The 23,674-nt window shown below is 63.0% G+C and carries 21 protein-coding genes; 8 read left to right on the top strand and 13 right to left on the bottom strand.

What is annotated here, in order from left to right; all coding sequences use genetic code 11:
* Nucleotides 1–49: 49 nt before the first annotated feature.
* The 7 genes from pssA to mrcB form a co-directional block, all read right to left on the bottom strand.
* Nucleotides 50–901, bottom strand: a complete 852-nt coding sequence (gene pssA / locus AACG97_RS23910) for a CDP-diacylglycerol--serine O-phosphatidyltransferase (RefSeq protein ID WP_009685387.1) — start codon at nt 899–901, stop codon at nt 50–52.
* A 150-nt stretch (nt 902–1,051) separates the two neighbouring features.
* Nucleotides 1,052–2,068: a ketol-acid reductoisomerase gene (gene ilvC / locus AACG97_RS23915; RefSeq protein ID WP_009685386.1), complete on the bottom strand. Its 1,017-nt coding sequence runs from the start codon at nt 2,066–2,068 to the stop codon at nt 1,052–1,054.
* 56 nt (nt 2,069–2,124) lie between these two features.
* Nucleotides 2,125–2,616, bottom strand: a complete 492-nt coding sequence (ilvN, locus tag AACG97_RS23920) for an acetolactate synthase small subunit (protein WP_003250040.1) — start codon at nt 2,614–2,616, stop codon at nt 2,125–2,127.
* A 1-nt stretch (nt 2,617) separates the two neighbouring features.
* Entirely contained in the window at nt 2,618–4,342 is a 1,725-nt protein-coding gene (locus AACG97_RS23925) for an acetolactate synthase 3 large subunit (protein WP_009685385.1), read from the bottom strand.
* A 408-nt stretch (nt 4,343–4,750) separates the two neighbouring features.
* A complete protein-coding gene (locus tag AACG97_RS23930) occupies nt 4,751–5,083 on the bottom strand; it encodes a YqcC family protein (protein ID WP_009685384.1) in 333 nt (110 codons plus the stop codon).
* A complete protein-coding gene (locus tag AACG97_RS23935; RefSeq protein WP_033690908.1) occupies nt 5,083–5,886 on the bottom strand; it encodes a tetratricopeptide repeat protein in 804 nt (267 codons plus the stop codon). The genes AACG97_RS23930 and AACG97_RS23935 overlap by 1 nt, the downstream gene beginning before the upstream one ends.
* 15 nt (nt 5,887–5,901) lie before the next feature.
* Nucleotides 5,902–8,223 carry a penicillin-binding protein 1B gene (gene mrcB, locus AACG97_RS23940; RefSeq protein ID WP_009685382.1) on the bottom strand — a complete coding sequence of 774 codons (2,322 nt, stop codon included), beginning with the start codon at nt 8,221–8,223 and terminating at the stop codon, nt 5,902–5,904.
* Between the two features lie 115 nt (nt 8,224–8,338).
* Here mrcB and AACG97_RS23945 point away from each other — a divergent pair, with 115 nt between their 5' ends.
* Together AACG97_RS23945 and AACG97_RS23950 are read left to right on the top strand one after the other, a co-directional pair.
* Nucleotides 8,339–9,901, top strand: coding sequence for a bifunctional aminoglycoside phosphotransferase/ATP-binding protein (locus tag AACG97_RS23945; RefSeq protein WP_225785919.1), 1,563 nt, complete (start codon nt 8,339–8,341; stop codon nt 9,899–9,901).
* 237 nt (nt 9,902–10,138) lie between these two features.
* On the top strand, nt 10,139–10,417 hold the full coding sequence (locus tag AACG97_RS23950) for a TfoX/Sxy family protein (RefSeq protein ID WP_009685380.1): 279 nt from the start codon (nt 10,139–10,141) through the stop codon (nt 10,415–10,417).
* A gap of 181 nt (nt 10,418–10,598) precedes the next feature.
* On the opposite strand, the gene AACG97_RS23955 is transcribed toward AACG97_RS23950, so the two are convergent.
* From AACG97_RS23955 to AACG97_RS23970, 4 genes are read right to left on the bottom strand one after another with little or no spacing between them, the layout of a single operon-like run.
* Nucleotides 10,599–11,483, bottom strand: coding sequence for a ChaN family lipoprotein (locus AACG97_RS23955; RefSeq protein WP_197885268.1), 885 nt, complete (start codon nt 11,481–11,483; stop codon nt 10,599–10,601).
* Nucleotides 11,484–11,534: 51 nt separating this feature from the next.
* Nucleotides 11,535–12,302, bottom strand: a complete 768-nt coding sequence (locus AACG97_RS23960) for a heme ABC transporter ATP-binding protein (protein ID WP_197885269.1) — start codon at nt 12,300–12,302, stop codon at nt 11,535–11,537.
* Nucleotides 12,302–13,285 carry a FecCD family ABC transporter permease gene (locus AACG97_RS23965; RefSeq protein WP_172828436.1) on the bottom strand — a complete coding sequence of 328 codons (984 nt, stop codon included), beginning with the start codon at nt 13,283–13,285 and terminating at the stop codon, nt 12,302–12,304. The genes AACG97_RS23960 and AACG97_RS23965 overlap by 1 nt, the downstream gene beginning before the upstream one ends.
* Nucleotides 13,286–13,335: 50 nt before the next feature.
* Nucleotides 13,336–14,220: a heme/hemin ABC transporter substrate-binding protein gene (locus AACG97_RS23970; RefSeq protein ID WP_054913424.1), complete on the bottom strand. Its 885-nt coding sequence runs from the start codon at nt 14,218–14,220 to the stop codon at nt 13,336–13,338.
* A gap of 147 nt (nt 14,221–14,367) precedes the next feature.
* On the opposite strand from AACG97_RS23970, the gene AACG97_RS23975 reads away from it, so the two are divergent.
* Nucleotides 14,368–14,685, top strand: coding sequence for a Rieske (2Fe-2S) protein (locus AACG97_RS23975; RefSeq protein WP_009685374.1), 318 nt, complete (start codon nt 14,368–14,370; stop codon nt 14,683–14,685).
* Here AACG97_RS23975 and sfsA read toward each other — a convergent pair.
* Nucleotides 14,675–15,388 (bottom strand): DNA/RNA nuclease SfsA, encoded by a 714-nt coding sequence (gene sfsA, locus AACG97_RS23980; protein WP_115294764.1) that lies wholly within the window; start codon nt 15,386–15,388, stop codon nt 14,675–14,677. The genes AACG97_RS23975 and sfsA overlap by 11 nt on opposite strands.
* Entirely contained in the window at nt 15,388–16,560 is a 1,173-nt protein-coding gene (locus AACG97_RS23985; protein ID WP_054905999.1) for a pyridoxal phosphate-dependent aminotransferase, read from the bottom strand. The genes sfsA and AACG97_RS23985 overlap by 1 nt, the downstream gene beginning before the upstream one ends.
* A 210-nt stretch (nt 16,561–16,770) precedes the next feature.
* On the opposite strand from AACG97_RS23985, the gene dksA reads away from it, so the two are divergent.
* The 5 genes from dksA (at nt 16,771) to AACG97_RS24010 (ending at nt 23,356) form a co-directional block, all read left to right on the top strand.
* A complete protein-coding gene (gene dksA, locus AACG97_RS23990) occupies nt 16,771–17,217 on the top strand; it encodes an RNA polymerase-binding protein DksA (RefSeq protein ID WP_009685370.1) in 447 nt (148 codons plus the stop codon).
* A gap of 63 nt (nt 17,218–17,280) precedes the next feature.
* On the top strand, nt 17,281–18,168 hold the full coding sequence (gene gluQRS, locus AACG97_RS23995; protein ID WP_115294765.1) for a tRNA glutamyl-Q(34) synthetase GluQRS: 888 nt from the start codon (nt 17,281–17,283) through the stop codon (nt 18,166–18,168).
* A gap of 602 nt (nt 18,169–18,770) precedes the next feature.
* Nucleotides 18,771–18,947 (top strand): hypothetical protein, encoded by a 177-nt coding sequence (locus tag AACG97_RS24000; protein WP_003250005.1) that lies wholly within the window; start codon nt 18,771–18,773, stop codon nt 18,945–18,947.
* The gene (locus AACG97_RS24005) at nt 18,931–21,906 is read left to right on the top strand and encodes a sensor histidine kinase (RefSeq protein ID WP_232555198.1); all 2,976 of its coding nucleotides are present in this window, start codon (nt 18,931–18,933) and stop codon (nt 21,904–21,906) included. The genes AACG97_RS24000 and AACG97_RS24005 overlap by 17 nt, the downstream gene beginning before the upstream one ends.
* A 4-nt stretch (nt 21,907–21,910) precedes the next feature.
* Nucleotides 21,911–23,356, top strand: coding sequence for a sigma-54-dependent transcriptional regulator (locus AACG97_RS24010; RefSeq protein WP_047149906.1), 1,446 nt, complete (start codon nt 21,911–21,913; stop codon nt 23,354–23,356).
* The last annotated feature ends 318 nt before the right edge of the window (nt 23,357–23,674 follow it).

The raw sequence follows: 23,674 nt of genomic DNA on the forward strand, positions 1-23,674 counted from the left end.
TACCAGTAAGACTATGGAGCCGGCGGGTTATTCCAGCGTTAAGCGTTTTTTACGCTTTACGGCGGCGCGACTTGAGCAGGAACTGGATAGGCCCCGAAGCCGCGTAGGCGAGGAAGATCAGCAGCAGGATACGCGGCGGGTCGCTGAACACCACGGCAAACACCAGCACCACGGCAAGGATGGCCACAAATGGCACACGGCCCTTGAGGTCCAGCTCCTTGAAGCTGTTGTACTTGATGTTACTGACCATCAGCATGCCTGCAGCCGCCACCAACAGCGCCACCAGGAACGACAGCTTGGAGCCCTGAATACCGTAGTCGCTGAACGCCCACACGGTGCCGGCCACAACACCCGCGGCAGCCGGGCTGGCCAGGCCGATGAAGTAGCGCTTGTCGGCGGTGCCGACCTGGGTGTTGAAGCGTGCCAGGCGCAGCGCGGCGCCGGCAACATAGATGAAGGCGACCATCCAGCCAACCTTGCCCATGTCACCCAACGCCCAGCCGAAGGCCAGCAAGGCCGGGGCCACACCGAAGGCGACCATGTCCGACAGCGAGTCATACTCGGCGCCGAACGCGCTTTGGGTATTGGTCATGCGCGCGACACGGCCGTCGAGGCCATCGAGCACCATGGCCACGAAGATGGCAATGGCGGCAAAGGCGAAATACTTGCTCGCTTCACGCGGGTCGCCAGCGCTCAGGGCGCTCTGTGCGCTCATCGAGCTGATGATGGAATAAAAGCCGGCAAACAGGTTGGCGGTGGTGAACAGGTTGGGCAGCAGGTAGATGCCGCGGTGGCGCACCTTGCGACCTTCGGCGTCATGGCCTTCTTCAACGTGCTCATCGACCGGTAGCAGGCTTTCGGCGTCGGAGGGCTTGTTCGGCTCTTCGGGACGTTCGCTCATGGAGGGTACCTTGCAACAGGATGGAAAATGTTCGACACGGGCCCGCGAAACAGGTTCTGACGGCAGGCCACTGGTCTGCTTTATACCAGATGCTGACTGCCAGAACGAAAAAACGCGGCCGAAGCCGCGTTTTTCATAGTGCGATGCTACTTAGTTCTTGGCTTTGTCGACGATCTTGTTCGCCGAAATCCAAGGCATCATCGAGCGCAGTTGCTCACCGATGATCTCGATACCGTGCGAAGCGTTGTTACGACGCTTGGCGGTCATCGATGGGTAGTTGGTGGCGCCTTCGGAGATGAACATCTTCGCGTACTCGCCGTCCTGGATGCGCTTCAGTGCGTTGCGCATGGCCTTGCGGGATTCTTCGTTGATGACTTCCGGGCCGGTGACGTACTCACCGTACTCTGCGTTGTTGGAGATCGAGTAGTTCATGTTGGCGATACCGCCTTCGTACATGAGGTCAACGATCAACTTCAGCTCGTGCAGGCATTCGAAGTAGGCCATTTCTGGCGCGTAGCCAGCTTCAACCAGGGTTTCGAAACCGGCTTTGACCAGCTCTACGGTACCACCGCACAGAACAGCCTGCTCACCGAACAGGTCGGTTTCGGTCTCGTCCTTGAAGGTGGTTTCGATGATGCCGGTACGGCCACCACCCACGCCAGCGGCGTAGGACAGGGCGACGTTCTTGGCATTGCCCGAAGCGTCCTGGTAGATCGCGATCAGGTCAGGGATACCACCGCCCTTGACGAACTCGGAGCGCACGGTGTGGCCTGGCGCTTTCGGCGCGATCATGATCACGTCCAGGTCGGCGCGCGGCACAACCTGGTTGTAGTGGATCGAGAAACCGTGGGAGAAGGCCAGGGTAGCGCCCTTCTTGATGTTCGGCTCGATTTCGTTCTTGTACAGCGTGCCCTGGAATTCGTCCGGGGTCAGGATCATCACCAGGTCAGCCGCAGCGACAGCGGTAGCAACATCGGCAACTTTCAGGCCGTGGGCTTCAGCCTTGGCAACGGTAGCCGAACCTTTACGCAGACCGACGGTAACGTCTACACCGGAGTCCTTCAGGTTGCACGCCTGAGCGTGGCCCTGGGAGCCGTAACCGATGATGGCGACTTTCTTGCCCTGGATGATGGAAAGGTCGCAGTCTTTATCGTAGAAAACTTTCATGAAAATACCCCTGGTTATATCTCGGCCCACTGCGGAGCCATCGCTAATTTTTAAATTCAGATGCTGAGCACTTTGTCGCCACGGGCAATGCCGGTAACGCCGCTGCGCACGGTTTCGAGAATCGATGCGGTGCCGATGGCCTGGATGAAGCTGTCCAGTTTGTCGCTGGTACCGCTCAGTTGTACGGTGTACACACTGGCAGTCACATCGACGATCTGGCCACGGAAGATATCCGTGGTGCGCTTGATCTCGGCGCGCTGGGCACCGGTGGCCTTGACCTTGACCAGCATCAGCTCGCGCTCGATGTGGGCGCTTTCCGACAGGTCGACGAGCTTGACCACTTCGACCAGCTTGTTCAGGTTCTTGGTGATCTGTTCGATCACTTCGTCATGGCCAACGGTGGTCAGCGTCAGACGCGACAGGGTCGGGTCTTCGGTCGGCGCCACGGTCAGGCTTTCAATGTTGTAGTTGCGCTGGGAGAACAGGCCGACCACACGGGACAAAGCACCGGGTTCGTTTTCCAGCAGCAGGGAAATGATATGCCGCATATCAGGTACGCTCCGTCTTGCTCAGCCACATGTCACGCATCGAGCCATCCTTGATCTGCATCGGATAGACGTGCTCACTGCGGTCAACCGCGATGTCGATGAATACCAGGCGGTCCTTCATCGCAAACGCTTCTTCCAGCATCGGCTTGAGGTCCTTCAGGCTGGTGATGCGGATACCCACATGGCCATAGGCCTCGGCCAGCTTGATGAAGTCAGGCAGCGACTCGACATACGAGTGCGAGTGACGACCGTTGTAGGCCATGTCCTGCCATTGGCGGACCATGCCCAACACCCCGTTGTTCAGGTTGACGATCTTCACCGGCAGGCCGTACTGCATGCAGGTGGACAGCTCCTGGATGTTCATCTGGATGCTGCCTTCGCCGGTCACGCAGGCCACGTCCTGGTCCGGGAAGTTGAGCTTGATGCCCATCGCCGCCGGGAAGCCGAAGCCCATGGTGCCCAGGCCACCGGAGTTGATCCAGCGGTTCGGCTTGTTGAAACGGTAGTACTGCGCCGCGAACATCTGGTGCTGACCTACGTCGGAGGTGACGAAGGCATCGCCTTTGGTCACTTCGCACAGGGTCTCGATGACTTTTTGCGGCTTGATGACATTGCCGTCGCCCTTGTCGTAAGGGAACAGCTCACCATTGCCACGCCACTCGTCGATCTGCTTCCACCAGGCATCCAGCGCGGCCTTGTCGGGCTGCTCGCCGATTTCCTTGAGGATGCCGAGCATTTCGCTGAGCACGCTGTCGACCGGGCCAACGATAGGCACATCGGCCTTGATCATCTTCGAGATCGACGCCGGGTCGATATCGACATGGATGATCTTGGCATTCGGGCAGAACTTGGCCGGGCCGTTGACCACGCGGTCGTCGAAACGCGCACCGACGGCGAAGATCACGTCGGCATTGTGCATGGCCATGTTGGCGGTGTAGCTGCCGTGCATGCCGAGCATGCCGAGGAACTGGCGATCAGTACCCGGGAAGCCGCCCAACCCCATGAGGGTGTTGGTGACAGGCAGGTTCAGCGACTTGGCGATTTCGGTCAGCGCTTCGGAGCCACCGCCCAGGATCACACCGCCACCTGCGTAGACGATTGGGCGCTTGGCAGCCAGCAGCATCTCGGCCGCCTTGCGGATCTGGCCGGAGTGGCCACGGACCGCCGGGCTGTACGAGCGCAGCTTGACCTTTTTCGGGTAGACGTATTCGAACTTTTCAGCCGGGTTGGTCATGTCTTTTGGAATGTCGACCACGACTGGACCTGGGCGACCGGATTGCGCCAGGTAGAACGCCTTTTTCAGAATTTCAGGGATCTCGGTCGGGTGCTTGATCATGAAGCTGTGCTTCACGATCGGCCGCGAGATACCGATCATGTCGGTTTCCTGGAAGGCATCGGTACCTACCATGGTGCTAGGCACCTGGCCGGACAGGATGACCATCGGAATCGAGTCCATGTAGGCGGTGGCAATACCGGTGATGGCATTGGTCGCGCCCGGGCCGGAGGTTACCAGCACCACACCGGCCTTGCCGGTGGCGCGGGCGTAGCCGTCCGCCATATGGGTTGCCGCCTGTTCGTGACGAACCAGGATGTGTTCCACTTCCGGTTCTTTGAACAGCGCGTCGTAAACATGCAGGAGAGCACCACCAGGGTACCCGTAGATGTGCTTAACGCCTTCGTCACGCAAGAAGCGGACGACCATCTCAGCGCCAGATAAAAGCTCCACGTTGTTCACCTCTAAAACGCCAGAATACCGCCCCTTCAGGACGGGTCTTAATAGGTTTACTGCCAAGCAGAGCATGAGCGAACGTCAGCACTGACTGAGCAAGTATTGGGAGCGCCCCAGAGTGTTGCGGGGTTTTCCCACCCAGCGCGAGGTAACGCGTTGCGGGGTGTAACAGGTCGGCGCGGGTGTGCGCCTCATGATCTGCTTAGCGGGTCTGCTTCTGGCAGTCCCTCTAAAGCGGAAGTTGGATTCTTGTGATTCGGCGCGCACAAGTCAAGAAAAATTATTGCCAATTTTTCCCCGAGATGAATTCTTGCAACCACTAAAAATCGCTTCAGCAGCAGAATTAATAAGATTTCCATAAAAAAGGGCCACAATCTGCGGCCCTTGACGAAAAAACTGAAGAAATCAGGCAGAAGGAGCGATCAATTGGTCAAAAGCTGCCAACAGTCGGCGCAGCTCACGACTTTGCTCCGGCCGGTCGGCAAACACCGTTTCGGCCATGACCAGGATGCTGGAGGCATTTGGCAGCGGCTGGCCGAGCTCGATGATGATCTTCATGCGTTGCAGGAAGATCCATTGCAGCCATTGCTCGAAACGCAAGGTATCGACGGCGAAGGGCACCGTACTGGCCAGCGCCTCGTCGCTCGGTGGCTCGTCCTCCCACCAGCCTTGCACCTGCAGCTCACGCTCGATCAGCAGCAGGTGGTCGGCGATGTCCAGAATACGTTGCTCGATCATCACGAACTGACCCGCGCTTTTTGCCGGGCCAAGGCGGCGCCAGCGCTATCGCCCTGTTTTTCACGGGCTTGTGCGATGGTGTTCCACAGTTCGGCCTGCAGGCTGGGGCGGCCATTGGCGTAGGTCAGGGCGCGACGCGCCAGCTGCTCGGCCTGCGGGGCATCGCCTTGCGACAAACGCACCTGGGCCAGGCGGTAGAGCACCTGCGGTTCGCGCGGGGCAATGCGCTGGGCACGCTCCAGACTGGAAGCAGCGCCGTTGAAATCGCCACTGCCCTGCTGGGTGGTGGCAGTGGTCAGCAGTGCCAGTACTGGGCCGTCCAGTTGCTCGTCAGCCGCCAGGCCACCTGCAGCCGTGTTGCTGCGTGGAATACCGGTGGGGGCACTGGTGCTTTGTGGGGCGCTGTTCATCGCCGCGATATCGAACGGTTCGTCGGCGATCGGGTTGGGGTTGGTGGTCATGGGCGCCGACGTGGCCGGCCCGGTAGTGATCGGCCCCGGCGTGATCGGCGCGGTGCTGATCGGCGCCGCGCCATTGGCCGCCGGGAAGGTCTGGATGCCCGAAGCGCCTGCGCCCTGCGGGATCATCACGGTGACGCCGGAATCCTCAGGCATTGTTTGCGCTTGCGCGGTGCCAGCGTTGTAACCACCCGCCGGGCGGTTGGCAGACACGCGCTCGCTGTTCGACACGCGGGTGCTCGAATCGACCACCGGAATATTGCCGCGCGGGACGCTGGAGCACCCCTGGAGCACAGCCAGCGCCGTCACGGCAGGAAACAGCCACTTGTTCACGTCACACCTCATCAATGCAGCCTGCGCTTAATTCATCCAGCCCTTGACCCAGTCCATGACCGATTCAGCTGGATTCTGCTCGCCGCCACAGGTTGCGCCGGCGGGCGGTTCACTGCCGCGAATATACGGCATCTGTACCGCTCCCGGACAGCTGCCGTCAGACCCTTGGCCGCTGTAGGGGTCGATCCAGGCCTGTACCACGTTGTCCGGTTGCGGCATGTCCAGCGGCAGCGGGTCGGCCTTCTTCATGAAGCTGGTCCATACCTGCAGGGCACCGGTGGCGCCGGTGAACGGTGTTTTCCCGTTATCGTCGCGGCCCATCCACACCACCGCCAGCAAATCCTGGCTGAAACCAGAGAACCAGCTGTCGCGCGAGTCGTTGCTGGTACCGGTCTTGCCCGCCAGGGTCAACGAGCGCGGCAAGGTGTTGTACACCGAGCGCCCGGTACCTTCGCGCATCACTCGCTGCATGGCGTTCTGCACCAGGTAGATGGCACCCGGGTCAAAGGTTTGCTGGATCTGGAACGGGTAGCGCTTGAGCGGTTCGCCCTCGGCGGTGAGCACGCTGCGAATACCGCGCATCGGCGTGTTGAAGCCGCCATTGGCAATGGTCTGGTACATGGTCGCGACCTGCATCGGCGACATGCCGCCAGCCCCCAGCAGCATGGCCGGGAAGGCTGGCCAGTCGACATTCACCCCCAGCCGGCCGATGGTCTTGATCACGTTTGGCACCCCCACTTCCAGGCCGATCTTGGCAGTGGACAGGTTGTAGGAATTGGCCAGCCCCTGGTACAGGTAGATCGTGCCGTGCGGGCGGCGGTCATAGTTTTGTGGGCGCCAGACCTGGCCGTCGCCACCTTTGACCGAAAACGGCTCATCCTGCACCCAACTGGTCAGGGTGTACTTGCTCGGCTGCTCCAGCGCGGTCAGGTAGACAGCCGGCTTGACCAGCGAGCCGATCGGCCGCGAGGCATCGATGGCGCGGTTGAAGCCGGCGAAACCTGCCTGGCGGCTGCCGATCAGGGCCTGTACCTCACCGGTTTCCGGGTTGGTCACGACCATCGCCGATTCGACCTCGTCCGCCCCTTTGCGCCCGGCCAGGCGCTTGAACGTCTCGCTCATCGAGGCTTCGGCCTTCATCTGCAGGATCGGGTCGAAGCTGGTAAAGATACGCAAGCCTTCCTCGGTCAAGTCTTCATCGCGGTAGTCCTGGCGCAACTGCCGCTTGACCAGGTCGAGGAAGGCCGGGAACGAGCTGTCGGCCAGGCTGCCACGTTTGGTCACGCCCAGCGGCATCTTCTTCGCTGCATCGACCTCCTCCTGGCTGGCCACGCCTTGTTCGGCCACCAGGTCGAGCACCAGGTTGCGGCGGGCCAAGGCACGTTCAGGGTAACGCCGCGGGTTGTAGTAGGACGGGCCCTTGACCATGCCCACCAACAAGGCGATCTGGTGCAGCTTCAACTCCGACAGCGGCTGGCTGAAGAAGAACTGGCTGGCCAGGCCGAAGCCGTGCACGGCACGCTGGCCGTCCTGCCCAACGAAGACCTCGTTGAGGTAGGCCTCGAGGATTTCGCGCTTGTCGTAATGCAGTTCAAGCAGCACCGCCATCATCGCTTCGGTCACTTTGCGGCTAAGGCTGCGCTCGCTGCTGAGGTAGAAGTTCTTCACCAACTGCTGGGTCAAGGTACTGCCACCCTGGCGCATCGAGCCGGATGAAGTATTCACCCACATGGCTCGGGCGATGGACTTGGGCGACACGCCATGGTGGCTGTAGAAGTCGCGGTCTTCCGTGGCAACCAGGGTCTCGAGCAGGTACTTGGGCACCTGGTCGATCTTGATCAGAATGCGGTCTTCAAGGTTTTTCGGGTAGATACCGCCGATCATCAGCGGCTCCAGGCGCACCACGTCAAGCGCCTTGCCATTGGCCCCGGAAAGGCCGGCCACGTAATCGCCGGAGAAGCGCACGCGCACGAACTGCGCGGGCTCCATGCCCTCGTAGAACTGGAAGCCACGGGTGTTGAGGTCGACGGTGTTGCCGTTGACGGCGGCCGCCCCCGGGCCGTTGGCCGCGCTTTCACGCCGGTAGCCAAGCGCGTCGAGCTCGGTGAGGAAGTCGTTCTTGCTCAGTTTCTGGCCGGTGAACAGCTCCAACGGCCGTGCATACACCTTGGCCGGGATGGTCCAGCGCTTGCCAGAGAACTTCTCCTGGACAACGGCATCGAGGTAAACCGCGAAGCCGGCGACGATCACCAGGCCTACCAGGCTGAGCTTCAAAGCCCAGCCCAGCCAGGCGCGGGAGCGGCCGGTCGGGCGTTTTTGAGGGGTACGGGGAGTTCGGGTTCGGGTCATGACGGCGGATTATACGCACTTTGGAAAGACTGGGCAGGCGGCCCGGCGGTAGGCAGGGACGGCACCATTGACCATAATGATGCATTCGAATTCCCTGCCCCCGGAAGGATTTGCCGTGAGCCAAGCTCTTATCACTGCGTTGCAGAACCCCGCCCTGTACCCCCACCCCGTGGACGGGTTCCAGCTCATCGAGACGCATATCTCCTGGGTGCTGCTGACGGGCGAGTACGCCTACAAGATCAAGAAGCCGATGAACTTCGGCTTTCTCGACTTCACTGGCCTGGACCAGCGCCAGCATTTCTGTAACGAAGAATTGCGCCTGAACCAGCGCCTGACCGACGGCCTGTACCTGGACGTTTTGCCGATCACCGGTAGCGCCGATGCGCCGCAGCTCGCCGGCGAAGGCCAGGCCATCGAATATGCACTGAAGATGCGCCAGTTCCCCCAAGGCCAGATGCTCAGCACCTTGCAGGCCAATGGCGAACTGAACGCCACGCACATCGACCAGATGGCCCGGCAGATTGCCGAATTCCACCTGCAGGCCCCGCGGGTACCGGTCGAGCATCCACTGGGCACGCCGGAGGCCGTCATGGCGCCGGTGGAGCAGAACTTCGAGCAGATTCGCCCGTTCCTCAGCGACAAGGCCGACCTGCAACAGCTAGACGCCCTGCAAGCCTGGGCACGCAGCAGCTTCGAGCGGCTGCATGGCCTGCTGGAAAAACGCAAGGCCAATGGCTTCATTCGCGAATGCCACGGTGACATTCACCTGGGCAATGCCACGCTGATCGATGGCCAGGTGGTGATCTTCGACTGCATCGAATTCAACGAACCGTTCCGCCTGACCGACGTCTACGCCGACACCGGCTTCCTGGCGATGGACCTGGAAGACCGCGGCCTCAAGTGCCTGGCCCGGCGCTTCATCAGCCAGTACCTGGAACTGACCGGCGACTACGAAGGCCTGGAGCTGCTCAACTTCTACAAGGCCTACCGCGCACTGGTACGGGCCAAGGTTGCCCTGTTCAGCATGCCGGCCAATGCCGATGGCGTGCAGCGTGCCACCACCCTGCGCACCTACCGCAACTACGCCAACCTGGCAGAAAGCTACAGCGCCATCCCTTCGCGCCTGCTGGCCATCACCCACGGCGTATCGGCAGTGGGCAAAAGCCACGTGGCCATGCGTATGGTCGAGGCCCTGGGCGCGGTGCGCGTGCGTTCCGACGTAGAGCGCAAGCGCTTGTTCGGCGAACAGCAGCAGGTTGAGACCGCCCAGCTCAGCACCGGGATCTATGCCGAGGAGGCCAGCACTGCCACTTACCGGCGCCTGCACGAAGTCGCCGCGACCGTACTGCGGGCAGGGTTCCCGGTGGTGCTGGATGCCACCTACCTCAAACGCGAACAGCGCCAGGCTGCGGCCGAGGTCGCCAGCCAGACTGGCGTGCCGTTCCTGATTCTGGACTGCCACGCGCCGGACGCGGTGATCGCCAGCTGGCTGGAGCAGCGCCAGGCCGAGAACAGCGACCCGTCGGATGCCACCCTGGAGGTGGTCAAGGCGCAGCAGGCCAGCCGAGAGGCGCTGGATACGCAGGAGCTGGTGCAGAGCACCCACGTTGACACCCAGACTGCTGGCAGCATGGACCAGGTGATCGAGCAGATTCGCCAGCGTCTGCCTGGCTTGTAAGCTAGCCGGTTTCCTGGGCCGGCCCTTCGCGGGCTTGCCCCTCCTACAGGTAAACCACAGCCCCTGAAGGCTGCGCCGAACCTGTGGGAGCGGGCCAGCCCGCGAAGAGGCCGGCACAGGGCATCTCATCGCCCCGATGGCAAAAAGCCGCGTATTCCCCAACCCCCGCTACACTCCTCTCTGACCTGCTCGCGATTTATCTCCCCATGACACGTTCAGCCATCGCAAGGAGGCTCGATGAACGATGAATTGCAGCATCTGAAAAACCTTGGCAAGACCTCTGCGCAGTGGCTGCATGCGGCCGGCATTCACAGTGCATCGGATCTGCGCCGCCTGGGTGCGGTGGGTGCATACCAGGCCGTGAAGACGCGAGGGTTTCGCGCATCGAAGGTGCTGTTGTATGCCATAGAAGGCGCCCTGCTGGATATGCACTGGAACGATTTGCCACTCGAACGCAAGGAAGCCCTCAACCAACAACTGGATGCGAAAAACCCCGCGCAAAAAAATCCAAAATAAGCGCGAAAAGGGGATTGACGGCTAAATGAGAATTGTTATGATTATCACAACTGGTCGCGAGACTGGTTGGATAAGCTAAGAGCCCCTGGTTCGGACTCTCAGATTATCTCCTCATCAGGCTAATCACGGTTATTGACCCGGCAATTTGCCGGGTCTTTTTTTTGCCCAAGGTTTCCATGTCTTATCGTTTCAGCTGCGCGCAATAATCCTGCTCTGGCGTCGCCGCCGTGTACCACACGTAATCGGCCTCACCGGCATCAACCTTCTCGCCCACCTCGGCCAGCATCAGCACCTTGCTCGCACCCTGCGCACCCAAGTCACTCAGGTGCAACGGCACGCCCAGGTCCTTACGCACGTGATAGGCCCCGGCAAACAGCAGTGCCGGTTGCGGCGCCGCCAGCAAGCGCTCGGCCATGCGCCGGTCACGCTGCTGCTGCACGGCCAGCATCGCCGGTAGCTGGCTTTCCGGCAGCATCCCACAATGCCCGGTGCGTACCTGCTGCAGCAAGCTCGCCCTGACAGTCGCGGCATTGGATTTCTCGCCCGCCAATGGCGCCGGCTGCCGGTAGGCCTGGCGCATTTCACTTGGGGAAAGGTTGGCGGCCAACAGCGGGATCTGCTGTTGCAGGGCTGCACGCACGATCGGCCCGTACAACTGCCAGTCCCAGCCCTCCTGCCACGCCAGTGCCTTGGGCAAGTCTGTCGGCAAGGGTTGCCCTTTGAGCCTGTCCACCCGCGGCTGCTGTTCAGGTTGCAGCATCTCCAGCAATAGGCTGCCCTGGGCACGCTGGCTCTGCAGGGCGTGCAGCAACCACACTTGCAGTGCGTGGTGGTCGGGGTTGTCATGTTTTTCGCCGACCAGTACTCGCGGTGCGGTAGCCAAACGCTGCACCAGTTGGTCCGGGCTGATTACCTGCCCGCTGCCGAGATCGACCACCTGCCCAAGCTGGGCATGCGTGCGCCCTTCGGTGCTCTGCCAGGCAGGCAACGGTGGCAGGCTGGCCTGGCAGCCGCCCAATACCAGTAACATGCACAGCGAAAAACCGGACAACAGCGGGTGTCGCATTGGCAGAAGCTCCATGGGTAGCGGCCGCTCACGACCACGATCGGGCCGGCTTTAACGGGTAATGATCAGCGGGTGGCCACGCTCAGGATGTGCCTGCACCAGCACGTCGATCCCGTACACGGCCTTCAACGCTGCCGGCGTCAGCACCTGTTCAGGCGAGGCAAAGGCATGGCAACGCCCCTGCTCCAGCAACAGGATCCGGTCACAGTAGCGCGCCGCCAGGTTCAGGTCATGCAAGATCACCAGCACCGCGGCGCCGCGGTCGGCAAAGCGGCGCACAGCCTCCAGGGTAGTGTGCTGGTGCAGCGGGTCGAGCATCGAGGTGGGCTCATCGAGCAACAAGGTAGTGCCCTGCTCCCCCGGCCACAACTGTGCCAGCACACGGGCAAGGTGCACGCGTTGCCGCTCGCCGCCGGACAACGCCAGGTAACTGCGCCCTACCAGGTGCCAGGCATCTGCTGCCTGCAACGCCGCTTCGACAATTTCGGCGTCGCGCCGCTGCCCGGTGCCGTGCGGCATGCGGCCCATGGCCACCACTTCCTCGACGCTGAACGAAAACCCCAGGCTCGACACCTGAGGCAATACGGCCAGGCGCCGGGCCCGCTCTTGTCCAGGCCAGTCACCGAGGCCGCGCCCCTGCAACGTCACCCGCCCACGGTCTGGCACCAGCTCGCCACACATCACGCACAACAGGCTGCTCTTACCCGCGCCGTTGGGGCCGAGCACGCCCACCACCTGGCCGGGGGGCAATTGCAGATCAATGTCATGCAGCACCTCGTTGCTGCCCCGCCGCAAGTGCAGGCCCTCGGCATGCAACATCAGCTGCGCCCTCGCACCAGCAGGAACAGAAAGAACGGCGCCCCGACAAAGGCCGTGACAATACCGATCGGCAACTCGGCAGGTGCCAGCAGCAGCCGTGCCGCCAGGTCGGCAAACAGCATGAGCACACCGCCAGCCAGCAGCGAGGCTGGCAACAACACCCGGTGATCCGGCCCGGCCAGCAAGCGCACCAGGTGCGGCACCACCAGGCCGATAAAGCCGATCAGGCCGGCAGCCGCAACAGCCGCACCCACCCCAAGCGCCGTGCAGAACACCAGTTCGCGCTTGAGCCGCTCCACATCAACGCCCAGGTGGCGGGCCTCGGATTCCCCCAAAAGCAAGGCATTCAGCGCTTTGGCCCGCCGTGGCAGCCACAGTGCAACACCCGCCGCCACCAGCAATAACGGCCATAGCCGGTCGTAGCTGGCACCGTTGAGGCTGCCCAGGTTCCAGAAGGTCAACGTACGCAACGTGGCGTCATCGGCCAGGTAAGAGAACAACCCCACCACCGCGCCGCCCAGTGCCGTCATCGCGACCCCGGCCAGCAGCATGGTGGCCACGTTGGTCTGCCCATCGCGGCGGCCCAGGCGGTAGACCAGCGCCGTCACGCCAAGGCCCCCGACAAAGGCACAGAACGACAGCAAATAGGGTGCAATGGCCTCTGGCAGGCCGCCGAACCAGGCCCCGCCGACAATAGCGAGCGCCGCGCCCACGGCCGCCCCGGCGGCCACCCCGACCAAACCCGGATCGGCCAGCGGATTACGGAACAACCCCTGCATGGCGACCCCGGACAACGCCAGCACCGCGCCCACTGCCAGCCCAAGCAAGGTGCGTGGCAGACGGATCTGGCCGAGGATCATTTCGGCCTGCTGCAAGCCGTCGGCGGTAACGGGCAGGCCCATCAACCGCAGGCCCGCGCGCAGGGTATCGAACAGCGGCAGGCTGACCGGCCCCAGCGCCAGCGACAGCCACACCGCCAGCAGGCACAGCAGGCTCAGGCAAATGAACAACGTATGTGGCTGAACCCGCTGTTTCATTGGGCGAAGCTGGCCTTGGCTGCCGGGTAGAAGGTAGCTGCCAGTGATTGCAAGGTCGCCGGCAGGCGCGGCCCAAGCCCACCGACCAGCAGCGTGGGGTCAAGCGATACCAGGCGTTGCCCACGCACGGCACGCGAAGCCGCCAGCGCCGGGTTTTCTTTCAACAAAGCCTGCAGCGCCTGCTCATCGGCCAGCGCCCGGTCGGAAAACACGATCACATCCGGGTCCAGGGCAGCCAATGCTTCGTTCGAGAACTGCTTGTAGCCCTGATGCTCTGCCAGGTTGCGCCCACCGGCCTGGCCCAGCAGCCAGTCACCGGCGGTGCCATGCCCGGCGATCAGCGGCTTGGCCCCAGCGTGCCCGACCAGCAGCAACACCCCGGGTGCCTTGTGCTGCGCCTGGGCCTGCTGGACCTTGGCCTGCAAGGTTTGCAGTTGCTGATGGTAACCCGCGGCCAGCGCAGTGGCCTGGGGTTCTGCACCCAGCAGTTGCCCCAACTGCTTGAGGTTGCTGTCTACCGCCGCCAGCTCGGCCTTGCTGGAAAACAGCTCGACACGCACACCGGCCTTGCGGATTTGCGCCAGTACCGGCGGCGGGCCCATTTCTTCGGTACCCACCAGCACATCCGGGCGCAGGCTGAGCACGCCCTCGGCCGACAGCTGGCGCTGGTACCCCACGCTGGGCAGCGACTTCAACGAAGCTGGGTGCTGACTGGTCGTGTCCACCCCCACCAGCCGCGCTTCACCACCCAACGCGCATATCCACTCGCTCAGCGCGCCGCCGGCGCTGACCCAGCGTTGCGGCAGGTCTGCCGCCAGGGCCTGGCTAGAGAGCACAAGGCTTGCACACAAGGCGAGCAAAGCGACGGGACGACGCATCATCGGGTTCCTTCTGAAGGCGAGCTGCACGCCTTGTGGCGAGCGGCGGAACTGCGCACCATGGACGGCCGAACGCAGCGAATGCGGGCAATTTGATAATTATTCGCATTGACGCGTCAAGCCATCATCTGTTTCACGAGTCGTACTGCCATGCATTTTCTTTGTACCTCACCCAGCCTGGCCGAGGGCCAGGCACGCGCCTTCAGCGTAGACGGCCTGCAACTGTTCGGCGTGCGCCGCCAGGGCCAAGTCTACCTGTACCGCAACCGCTGCCCACACAAGGGCATCCCGTTGAACTGGGCACAGGAGCGGTTTCTCGATGACAGCGCGAGCCTGATCCAGTGCGGCCATCACGGCGCGCTGTTCCTGATCGAGAGCGGCGAATGCGTGGCCGGCCCCTGTGACGGTGAGCAGTTGCAGGCCCTGGGCTGCCATGAAGATACCCAGGGCGTCTGGCTCAAGGGTTGAGCAGCACCGGCAAGCGGCGGTTGATGACGATACCCTGCGGGTCCAGGCGTGTGCCGTATGCCAGCACTTCCACCCCGCCCGCCACCGCAGCACGCAACGCCTGAGCGTAAGCGGCATCGATCTCCTCGGCAGGGCGCACCGCGTCGATGCCGGTCAGGTTGACGCAATACAGTTGCACCGCCCGTATGCCTTGGCTGGCCAGCTTCGCCAGCTCGCGCAGGTGCTTGGCCCCGCGCTGGGTCACCGCATCGGGAAACGCCGCAACCGGGCTATCGGGGTAGCCCAGGGTCACACTCTTGACCTCAACGTAGGCCGGGGCACCGTCGAACTCCAGGCGGAAGTCGATGCGGCTGCCCTCCTCGCCATACGCCACCTCACGCCTGAGTGCCGTGAACCCGGCCAGCTCGGCGATCGTACCGGCGTGCAGCGCCTCTTCGACCAGGGCATTGGCCCGCCCGGTATTCACGCACGCCAACCGGCCCTGTGGGGTTTCGCTGATTTCCCAGGTGCCCGGCAGTTTGCGCTTGGGGTCGTTGGAGCGGCTGAACCACACCCGCCCGCCTTCACGCATGCAATTGAGCATGGAGCCGGTATTCGGGCAGTGGATGGTCAACTGCTCGCCGCTGGCCAGTTCGATATCGGCCAGGAACCGTTTGTAGCGGCGCAGCAGGCGGCCGTGTTCGAGTGCAGGTGAAAAAAGCATCAGCCTTGCCAGCTCCGCAAGCCACGGGCAATGCGATGCACCGCCTCCTCCAGGCGCGGCAGGCTTTGCGTGTAGGCAAAGCGCACATGGTGCCCGGCCAGGTGGCGACCGAAGTCCAGGCCCGGGGTGAAGGCCACGTGTTCGGTCTCCAGGAAATGCCGGCAGAAGGCAAACGCATCACCGCCATAAGCGCTGATATCGGCATATAGATAGAACGCCCCCTGCGGCTCAACGGCAATGCGCAAACCCAGCTCGCGCAGCGCCGGCAGCAGGTAGTCGCGGCGGCGGGCAAATTCGGCGCGACGCTGTTCGAAGATGGCCAGGGTTTCGGGCTGGAAGCACGCCAGCGCAGCATGCTGTGCCATGCTCGGCGCACTGATGTACAGGTTCTGCGCCAGTTTCTCCAGATCGGCCACGGCCTGCGGTGGAGCCACCAGCCAGCCAAGGCGCCAGCCGGTCATACCGAAATACTTGGAAAAACTATTCAGGACGAACGCCGAGTCATCCACTTCCAGCACGCTGGGCGCATCCATGCCGTACGTCAGCCCATGGTAAATCTCGTCGACTACCAAGTGGCCGTGCCGTTCACGGGTGGCCTTGGCCAGGCTGGCCAGTTCGGTACGGCCCAGCACCGTGCCGGTTGGGTTGGCCGGCGAGGCGACCAAGGCGCCAACGGTATCCTGGTCCCAGTAGCGCTGCACCAGGTCGGCGGTCAACTGGTAGTTTACCTCCGGGCCGACCGGTACCAGTTGCGCCCCGCCTTCTACCAGGCGCAGGAAGTGGCGGTTACACGGGTAGCCCGGGTCAGCCAGCAGCCAGTGCTTGCCGGGGTCGACCAGCAGGCTGCTGGCCAGTAACAGGGCGCCTGAGCCGCCTGGGGTAATGAGAATGCGCTGCGGGTCGATGCTCAGGCCATAGCGCTGTGCATAGAACCCGGCTATCGCTTCGCGCAGCGCCGGCAGGCCGCGTGCGGCGGTATAGCGGGTGTGGCCGGCGGCCAGCGCGGCCTGGCCCGCAGCCACAATCGGTGCTGCGGTGGTGAAGTCCGGCTCGCCGATTTCCAGGTGGATCACGTCGTGGCCGGCCGCCTGCAGCTCGTTGGCCCGCGCCAGCAGTGCCATGACATGGAAAGGTTCGATGGCGCGGCTGCGCGCGCTGTAGGGGTGGGCCATGACCTTCTCTCAATAGCGGCTAAACTGATGATTCTACCTGCGTAAGCAATCGAACGTACCGCTCAGGCCGGTGTCTGTTAGCAGGATCGGGCGGGCTAGCGCACCCCCGATCTATCTGGTAAGTTCGGCGGCTCGCAGTCGCAGGGCCGGCGGTCGCCGGAGATGGAGCATCCTGCGCATTGGATCAGATGAGTGAGAGGCGGTCTATTCATGTCCACCGTAGAAAAGCAAAAAACCGGTCAGACCATGTACGGTGTCGAGCCTTACGTAGAGTCCAAGGGTGAAGAATACATGGGTGAGCCCATGAAAAAGCACTTCACCAAGCTTCTCGGCGCCTGGAAGCAAGAGCTGATGACCAGTGTGGACCGCACTGTGGATCACATGAAGGACGAGGCAGCCAACTTCCCCGACCCGGCCGATCGTGCCAGCCAGGAAGAAGAATTCGCCCTTGAGCTGCGCAACCGCGACCGCGAGCGCAAGCTGATCAAGAAAATCGACAAGACCCTCGACAAGATCAAGGCCGACGAATACGGCTGGTGCGAGTCGTGCGGCATCGAGATCGGCCTGCGCCGTCTGGAAGCCCGCCCTACCGCCGACCTGTGCTTCGACTGCAAGGAAATCGCCGAGAAAAAGGAAAAAACGGTCGGCAAAGGCTGATCTTTCTTCCCACCGAACGGGGCGCATCATGCGCCCCGTTGCATTTATATACCCAGCCAGACCATGACCAACTCCAGCTACATTGGGCGCTTTGCCCCCACCCCCAGCGGTTTCCTGCACTTTGGCTCACTGGTGGCTGCACTCGCCTCCTGGCTGGATGCCCGCGCGGTCGACGGCCGCTGGCTGCTGCGCGTGGAAGACACCGACCCGCCCCGGGAAATGCCCGGCGCCCGTGACGCCATCTTGCAAACCCTCGAACGCTACGGCCTGCACTGGGACGGCGAAGTGGTGTTTCAAAGCCAGCGCCACGACGCCTATGCCGCGGTGGTCGACCGCCTGTTCAACATGGGCCTGGCCTATGCCTGCACCTGCTCGCGCAAGCAACTGGAGGCCTATGGCGGCATCTACCCAGGCTTGTGCCGTAACGCCGGGCATGCGCGGGAGGGCGCGGCGATCCGCTTGCGGGTGCCAGAGCTGATCTACCGTTTCAGCGACCGCGTACAGGGTGCTTACCAGCAGCACCTGGGCCGCGACGTGGGCGATTTCGTGATACAGCGCCGCGATGGCCTGTATGCCTACCAGCTGGCCGTGGTACTGGACGATGCCTGGCAAGGTGTCACCGACATCGTGCGCGGTGCCGACCTGCTCGACAACACCCCGCGCCAGTTGTACCTGCAAGAGCTGCTGGGCTTTTCGCAGCCGCGCTATCTGCACATACCGCTGATCGTGCAGCCGGACGGCCACAAGCTTGGCAAGTCATACCGTTCGCCGCCGTTGCAGGCGGAGCAGGCGACGCCGCTGTTGTTGCGGGCGTTACGGGCGCTGGGGCAGGCGACTGACCCGCAGTTGCTGCTGGCAACGCCGGCTGAAGTATTGGCCGTGGCCCGCCAGCAGTGGCGGCCCGAAGCGATTGCGCAGCGCACGACGGTGCCAGAGGCTGAACTGCGCTGAGGCCTTGCCGGCCCTATCGCAGGCAAGCCAGCTCCCACAGGGATCGCCTTAGGGCTGGCAGGTGTTTGTCAGAAGGTATGCAGCGCCTGTGGTGATCCTGTGGGAGATTCTATGGTTCCTGGCAAGGGTAGCCGCTGCATCTTCAGTGCCTGTGAGATCGAGCGCCGCCCGCGCGGCGCATCGCGAGCTGCGCTCGCTCCTACGTTTGTTTCGGGCCAGTAACCCCTGTGCCAGATGCGCGCGGCCGCCTTGTTCGTACGACGCGATTTTGAGGCATGCGCCAAGGCGTTCGCGCGCAAATCCCACAGGAATAATTGGCCCGAAACAAACGTAGGAGCGAGCGCAGCTCGCGATGCGCCGCGCGGGCGGCGCTCGCTCTAACAGGCGCTGCATACCTTGTGGCGAACACCTGTCAGCCCTGATGCGATCCCCGTGGGAGCTGGCTTGCCAGCGATAGGGCCCGAACAGGCCATCTTCCCCTCAAATCAAAAGCCCAACAAATTCAAACCCTTGGCTAACCTCAGCGATTCCCGCTAGCATCCGCCCAATCATTTGCGCCAATAATAAGTTCAAACCCGCAGCGCCCAACCATCGAGGCCAGCATGTACATCTATCGTTTGGTCCTGCTTCTGGTCGTGGGGATCTACCTGTTCTCACCGGCCATCATGGACTGGTGGATCGAACCGACCGGAGCGTGGTACCGCCCGTACCTGCTCTGGCTGATCCTGATCGTCGTCACCTTCATCCTGCAGAGCCAACGAGATGCCGATGAGCTTTAGCCTGACCCAGATGATCCTGATCAGCGCCGGGTACCTCATGGTGCTGTTCGGCGTAGCCTGGGTCAGCGAGCGCGGGCTGATCCCGCGCGCCATCATTCGCCACCCGCTCACCTACACCCTGTCGCTGGGCGTTTACGCCAGTGCCTGGGCGTTCTACGGCTCGGTGGGCCTGGCCTACCAGTACGGCTACGGCTTCCTTGCCTGTTACCTGGGGGTGTCCGGTGCATTCCTGCTGGCGCCAGTGCTGCTGTACCCGATTCTGAAGATCACCCGCACTTACCAGCTGTCGTCGCTGGCCGACCTGCTGGCGTTCCGCTTCCGCAGCACGTGGGCCGGCGCGTTGACCGCCCTCATCATGCTGATTGGCGTACTGCCGTTGCTGGCGTTGCAGATACAGGCGGTGGCCGACTCGATCAGCATCCTTACCGGTGAGCCGGTCAAGGCCCGGGTGGCCTTCGCGTTCTGTGCGCTGATCATCCTGTTCACCATCTTCTTCGGCTCACGGCATATCGCCACGCGCGAAAAGCATGAAGGGCTGGTGTTCGCCATTGCCTTCGAGTCGGTGATCAAGCTGCTGGCACTGGGCGGCATCGGCCTGTACGCCCTATATGGCGTGTTTGGCGGCCCGCACGAGCTGGAAGTGTGGCTGCTGCAGAACCAGACCGCCCTGGCTGCCCTGCACACCCCGTTGCAGGAAGGCCCGTGGCGCACCCTGCTGCTGGTGTTCTTCGCCTCGGCCATCGTCATGCCGCACATGTACCACATGGCCTTCACCGAAAACCTCAACCCACGCTCGCTGGTCAGCGCCAGTTGGGGCCTGCCGCTGTTCCTGCTGCTGATGAGCCTGGCCGTGCCGCTGGTACTCTGGGCCGGGCTGCGCCTGGGCGCCAGTACCAACCCCGAATACTTCACCCTGGGCCTGGGCATTGCCGCCAACAACCAGGCACTGGCCCTGCTGGCCTATATAGGCGGCCTGTCAGCGGCCAGTGGCCTGATCATCGTCACCACCCTGGCGCTGTCGGGCATGGCCCTGAACCACCTGGTGCTGCCGCTATACCAGCCCCCGGCCGAGGGCAACATCTACCGCTGGCTGAAATGGACCCGCCGCGCACTGATCGTCGCCATCATCACTGCTGGTTTCATGTTCTACCTGACCCAGAACAACCACCAGAGCCTGGCCAACCTGGGCATCGTGGCGTTCGTGGCCACGCTGCAGTTCCTGCCCGGCGTGCTGTCCGTGTTGTACTGGCCGACCGCCAACCGCCGCGGCTTCATCGCCGGGCTGCTGGCCGGCACGCTGGTGTGGATGGTGACCATGCTGCTGCCGCTGCTGGGCAATCTGCAAGGCTTCTATATCCCGCTGCTGGACATGATCTACGTGCTGGACGATACCAGCTGGCACATGGCGGCCATCGCCTCGCTGGCGGCCAACGTGCTGCTGTTCACCCTGATTTCGCTGTTCACCAACGCCAGCACCGAAGAGGTCAGCGCCGCAGAGGCCTGCGCGGTGGACAACGTGCGCCGCCCACAGCGCCGCGAACTGCACGCAGCCTCGCCCCAGGAATTCGCGACCCAACTGGCCAAGCCGCTGGGCGCCAAAGCCGCGCAAAAGGAAGTGGAGCAGGCCCTGCGCGACCTTTACCTGCCGTTCGACGAACGCAGGCCATACGCCTTGCGCCGCCTGCGTGACCGCATCGAGGCCAACCTGTCGGGCCTGATGGGCCCGAGCGTGGCTCAGGACATGGTCGAGACCTTCCTGCCGTACAAGTCCGGTAACGAGAACTACGTCACCGAGGACATCCACTTCATTGAAAGCCGCCTGGAAGACTACCACTCGCGCCTGACCGGCCTGGCCGCCGAGCTCGATGCCCTGCGCCGCTACCACCGCCAGACCTTGCAGGAGCTGCCCATGGGCGTCTGCTCGCTGGCCAAGGACCAGGAAATCCTCATGTGGAACAAGGCCATGGAAGAGCTCACCGGGATTGCCGCCAAGCACGTGGTCGGCTCACGCCTGGTGACCATCGCCGAGCCCTGGCGCGGGCTGCTGCAGGGCTTCATCAACGTGCCCGACGAGCACCTGCACAAACAACGCCTGGCACTGGATGGCCAGCCACGTTGGCTGAACCTGCACAAGGCGGCCATCGATGAACCACTGGCCCCCGGTAACAGCGGCCTGGTACTGCTGGTCGAGGACCTGACCGAAACCCAGGCCCTGGAAGACAAGCTGGTGCATTCCGAGCGCCTGGCCAGCATCGGCCGGCTGGCCGCCGGCGTGGCCCACGAAATCGGCAACCCGATCACCGGCATCGCCTGCCTGGCGCAGAACCTGCGCGAGGAGCGTGAAGGCGACGGCGAAATCACCGAGCTGTCCAGCCAGATCCTCGACCAGACCAAACGCGTGTCACGCATCGTCCAGTCGTTGATGAGTTTTGCCCATGCCGGTGGCAGCCACCAGAACAGCGAGGAACCGGTGTGCCTGGCCGAAGTGGCGCAGGACGCCATTGGTCTGCTGGCGTTGAACCGGCGTAATTTCGAAGTACAGTTCTTCAACCTCTGCGACCCCGACCATTGGGTAGAAGGCGACCCGCAGCGCCTGGCCCAAGTGCTGATCAACCTGCTTTCCAACGCGCGCGACGCCTCGCCGCCCGGCAGCGCAGTGCGCGTGCGCAGCGAGGCGAGCGAGCACACCGTCGACCTGATCGTCGAGGACGAGGGCAGCGGCATCCCGAAGAACATCCAGGACCGTCTGTTCGAGCCGTTCTTCACCACCAAGGACCCCGGCGAGGGAACCGGACTGGGCCTCGCTCTGGTCTATTCCATCGTGGAAGAGCATTATGGGCAAATCACCATCGACAGCCCGGCCGACATCGAACGGCAACGTGGCACCCGGATCCGCGTGACCCTGCCCCGGCATGTCGTAGCGACGTCCCCTGAAATTCGAGACCGTCGAGAGAATTGAATCAATGCCGCACATTCTGATCGTCGAAGACGAAACCATCATCCGCTCGGCCTTGCGTCGTCTGCTCGAGCGGAACCAGTACCAGGTCAGCGAAGCCGGCTCGGTGCAGGAAGCCCAGGAACGCTTCAGCATTGCCACTTTCGACCTGATCGTCAGTGACCTGCGCCTGCCAGGTGCACCCGGCACCGAGCTGATCAAGCTCGGCCAAGGCACCCCGGTGCTGATCATGACCAGCTACGCCAGCCTGCGCTCAGCCGTGGACTCGATGAAGATGGGCGCGGTGGACTACATCGCCAAGCCCTTCGATCACGACGAAATGCTGCAAGCGGTGGCCCGCATCCTGCGCGACCGGCAGAACGCCCCGGCTGCAGCACCGGCTGCCGAGCCCCGCGCCAGCACCGGCAAGGCAGCCCCTGCCGACAAAGCGGCCCCGGCAGCGGCCAATGGCGACATCGGTATCATCGGCTCGTGCCCGCCCATGCAGGACATGTACAGCAAGATCCGCAAGGTGGCCCCTACCGATTCCAATGTGCTGATCCAGGGCGAATCGGGTACCGGTAAAGAGCTGGTGGCGCGCGCCCTGCACAACCTGTCGCGGCGCGCCAAGGCGCCGATGATTTCGGTGAACTGCGCGGCCATCCCCGAAACCCTGATCGAGTCCGAGCTGTTCGGCCACGAGAAAGGCGCGTTCACCGGCGCCAGTGCCGGCCGTGCGGGCCTGGTGGAGGCCGCCGACGGTGGTACGTTGTTCCTCGATGAAATCGGCGAATTGCCCCTGGAAGCCCAAGCCCGCCTGCTGCGCGTGCTGCAGGAAGGGGAAATTCGCCGGGTCGGTTCGGTGCAGTCGCAAAAGGTCGATGTGCGCCTGATCGCCGCGACCCACCGCGACCTGAAGAACCTGGCCAAGGCCGGCCAGTTCCGCGAAGACTTGTACTACCGCCTGCACGTGATCGCCCTGAAGCTGCCCGCGCTGCGCGAGCGCGGCAGCGACGTCAATGAAATCGCCAGTGCCTTCCTGGCTCGCCAGAGTGCGCGCATCGGCCGGGATGACCTGCATTTCTCTGCCGAAGCCGAACAGGCCATTCGTCACTACAGCTGGCCGGGCAACGTACGTGAGCTGGAAAACGCCGTGGAGCGCGCGGTCATCCTTAGCGAGAGCGCAGAAATTTCTGCCGACCTGCTGGGTATCGACATCGAGCTGAGCGACCTGGAAGAAGACGATATTCTCGACAACGCCCTGGCGGTGGCCAGCGCGGCCAGTGCCAGCCACGAGCCGACCGAGGACTTGTCCCTGGAAGACTACTTCCAGCACTTCGTGCTCGAGCACCAGGACCACATGACCGAGACCGAACTGGCCCGCAAGCTCGGCGTCAGCCGCAAATGCCTGTGGGAACGCCGCCAACGCCTGGGCATTCCGCGGCGCAAGAGCAACGCCACCAGCGATAACTGACCTGCCTGGGTGGGAGGTTCCTCCTGCCCCTTCTCTACCAGCCTCACCGGCCTGTTCGCGGGCTTGCCCGCTCCCACAAGCACAGCGCAACCTGGCAGCCACGGTGATCCTGTGGGAGCGGGCAAGCCTGCGAAACGGCCAGCCACCACACCCCAGGTAACACATCTGCTGCCGCAAAAATCTGTTACCCACCCTCTGCGCCGTAACAGTCACCGAGGCGTACGGTAACGAAATTTCCACATTTCGGGCCTGCCACAAACCTGCAGAATCCACCAAACCATTGATTTTACTGGTTTTTCAAAAGTTGGCACGGCACCT

Source organism: Pseudomonas sp. Nvir (genome assembly GCF_963778085.1).
Classification (GTDB): Bacteria; Pseudomonadota; Gammaproteobacteria; order Pseudomonadales; family Pseudomonadaceae; genus Aquipseudomonas; species Aquipseudomonas juntendi.

Coding starts and splice junctions, on each gene's coding strand:
- AACG97_RS23935 (WP_033690908.1), bottom strand. CDS start 5,886: ATGAGGTGTGACGTGAACAAGTGGCTGTTTCCTGCCGTGACGGCGCTG.
- pssA (WP_009685387.1), bottom strand. CDS start 901: ATGAGCGAACGTCCCGAAGAGCCGAACAAGCCCTCCGACGCCGAAAGC.
- dksA (WP_009685370.1), top strand. CDS start 16,771: ATGTCCACCGTAGAAAAGCAAAAAACCGGTCAGACCATGTACGGTGTC.
- ilvC (WP_009685386.1), bottom strand. CDS start 2,068: ATGAAAGTTTTCTACGATAAAGACTGCGACCTTTCCATCATCCAGGGC.
- AACG97_RS23950 (WP_009685380.1), top strand. CDS start 10,139: ATGAACGATGAATTGCAGCATCTGAAAAACCTTGGCAAGACCTCTGCG.
- AACG97_RS23955 (WP_197885268.1), bottom strand. CDS start 11,483: ATGCGACACCCGCTGTTGTCCGGTTTTTCGCTGTGCATGTTACTGGTA.
- ilvN (WP_003250040.1), bottom strand. CDS start 2,616: ATGCGGCATATCATTTCCCTGCTGCTGGAAAACGAACCCGGTGCTTTG.
- AACG97_RS24010 (WP_047149906.1), top strand. CDS start 21,911: ATGCCGCACATTCTGATCGTCGAAGACGAAACCATCATCCGCTCGGCC.
- mrcB (WP_009685382.1), bottom strand. CDS start 8,223: ATGACCCGAACCCGAACTCCCCGTACCCCTCAAAAACGCCCGACCGGC.
- sfsA (WP_115294764.1), bottom strand. CDS start 15,388: ATGCTTTTTTCACCTGCACTCGAACACGGCCGCCTGCTGCGCCGCTAC.
- gluQRS (WP_115294765.1), top strand. CDS start 17,281: ATGACCAACTCCAGCTACATTGGGCGCTTTGCCCCCACCCCCAGCGGT.
- AACG97_RS23930 (WP_009685384.1), bottom strand. CDS start 5,083: ATGATCGAGCAACGTATTCTGGACATCGCCGACCACCTGCTGCTGATC.
- AACG97_RS23985 (WP_054905999.1), bottom strand. CDS start 16,560: ATGGCCCACCCCTACAGCGCGCGCAGCCGCGCCATCGAACCTTTCCAT.
- AACG97_RS23975 (WP_009685374.1), top strand. CDS start 14,368: ATGCATTTTCTTTGTACCTCACCCAGCCTGGCCGAGGGCCAGGCACGC.
- AACG97_RS24005 (WP_232555198.1), top strand. CDS start 18,931: ATGCCGATGAGCTTTAGCCTGACCCAGATGATCCTGATCAGCGCCGGG.
- AACG97_RS24000 (WP_003250005.1), top strand. CDS start 18,771: ATGTACATCTATCGTTTGGTCCTGCTTCTGGTCGTGGGGATCTACCTG.
- AACG97_RS23970 (WP_054913424.1), bottom strand. CDS start 14,220: ATGATGCGTCGTCCCGTCGCTTTGCTCGCCTTGTGTGCAAGCCTTGTG.
- AACG97_RS23960 (WP_197885269.1), bottom strand. CDS start 12,302: ATGTTGCATGCCGAGGGCCTGCACTTGCGGCGGGGCAGCAACGAGGTG.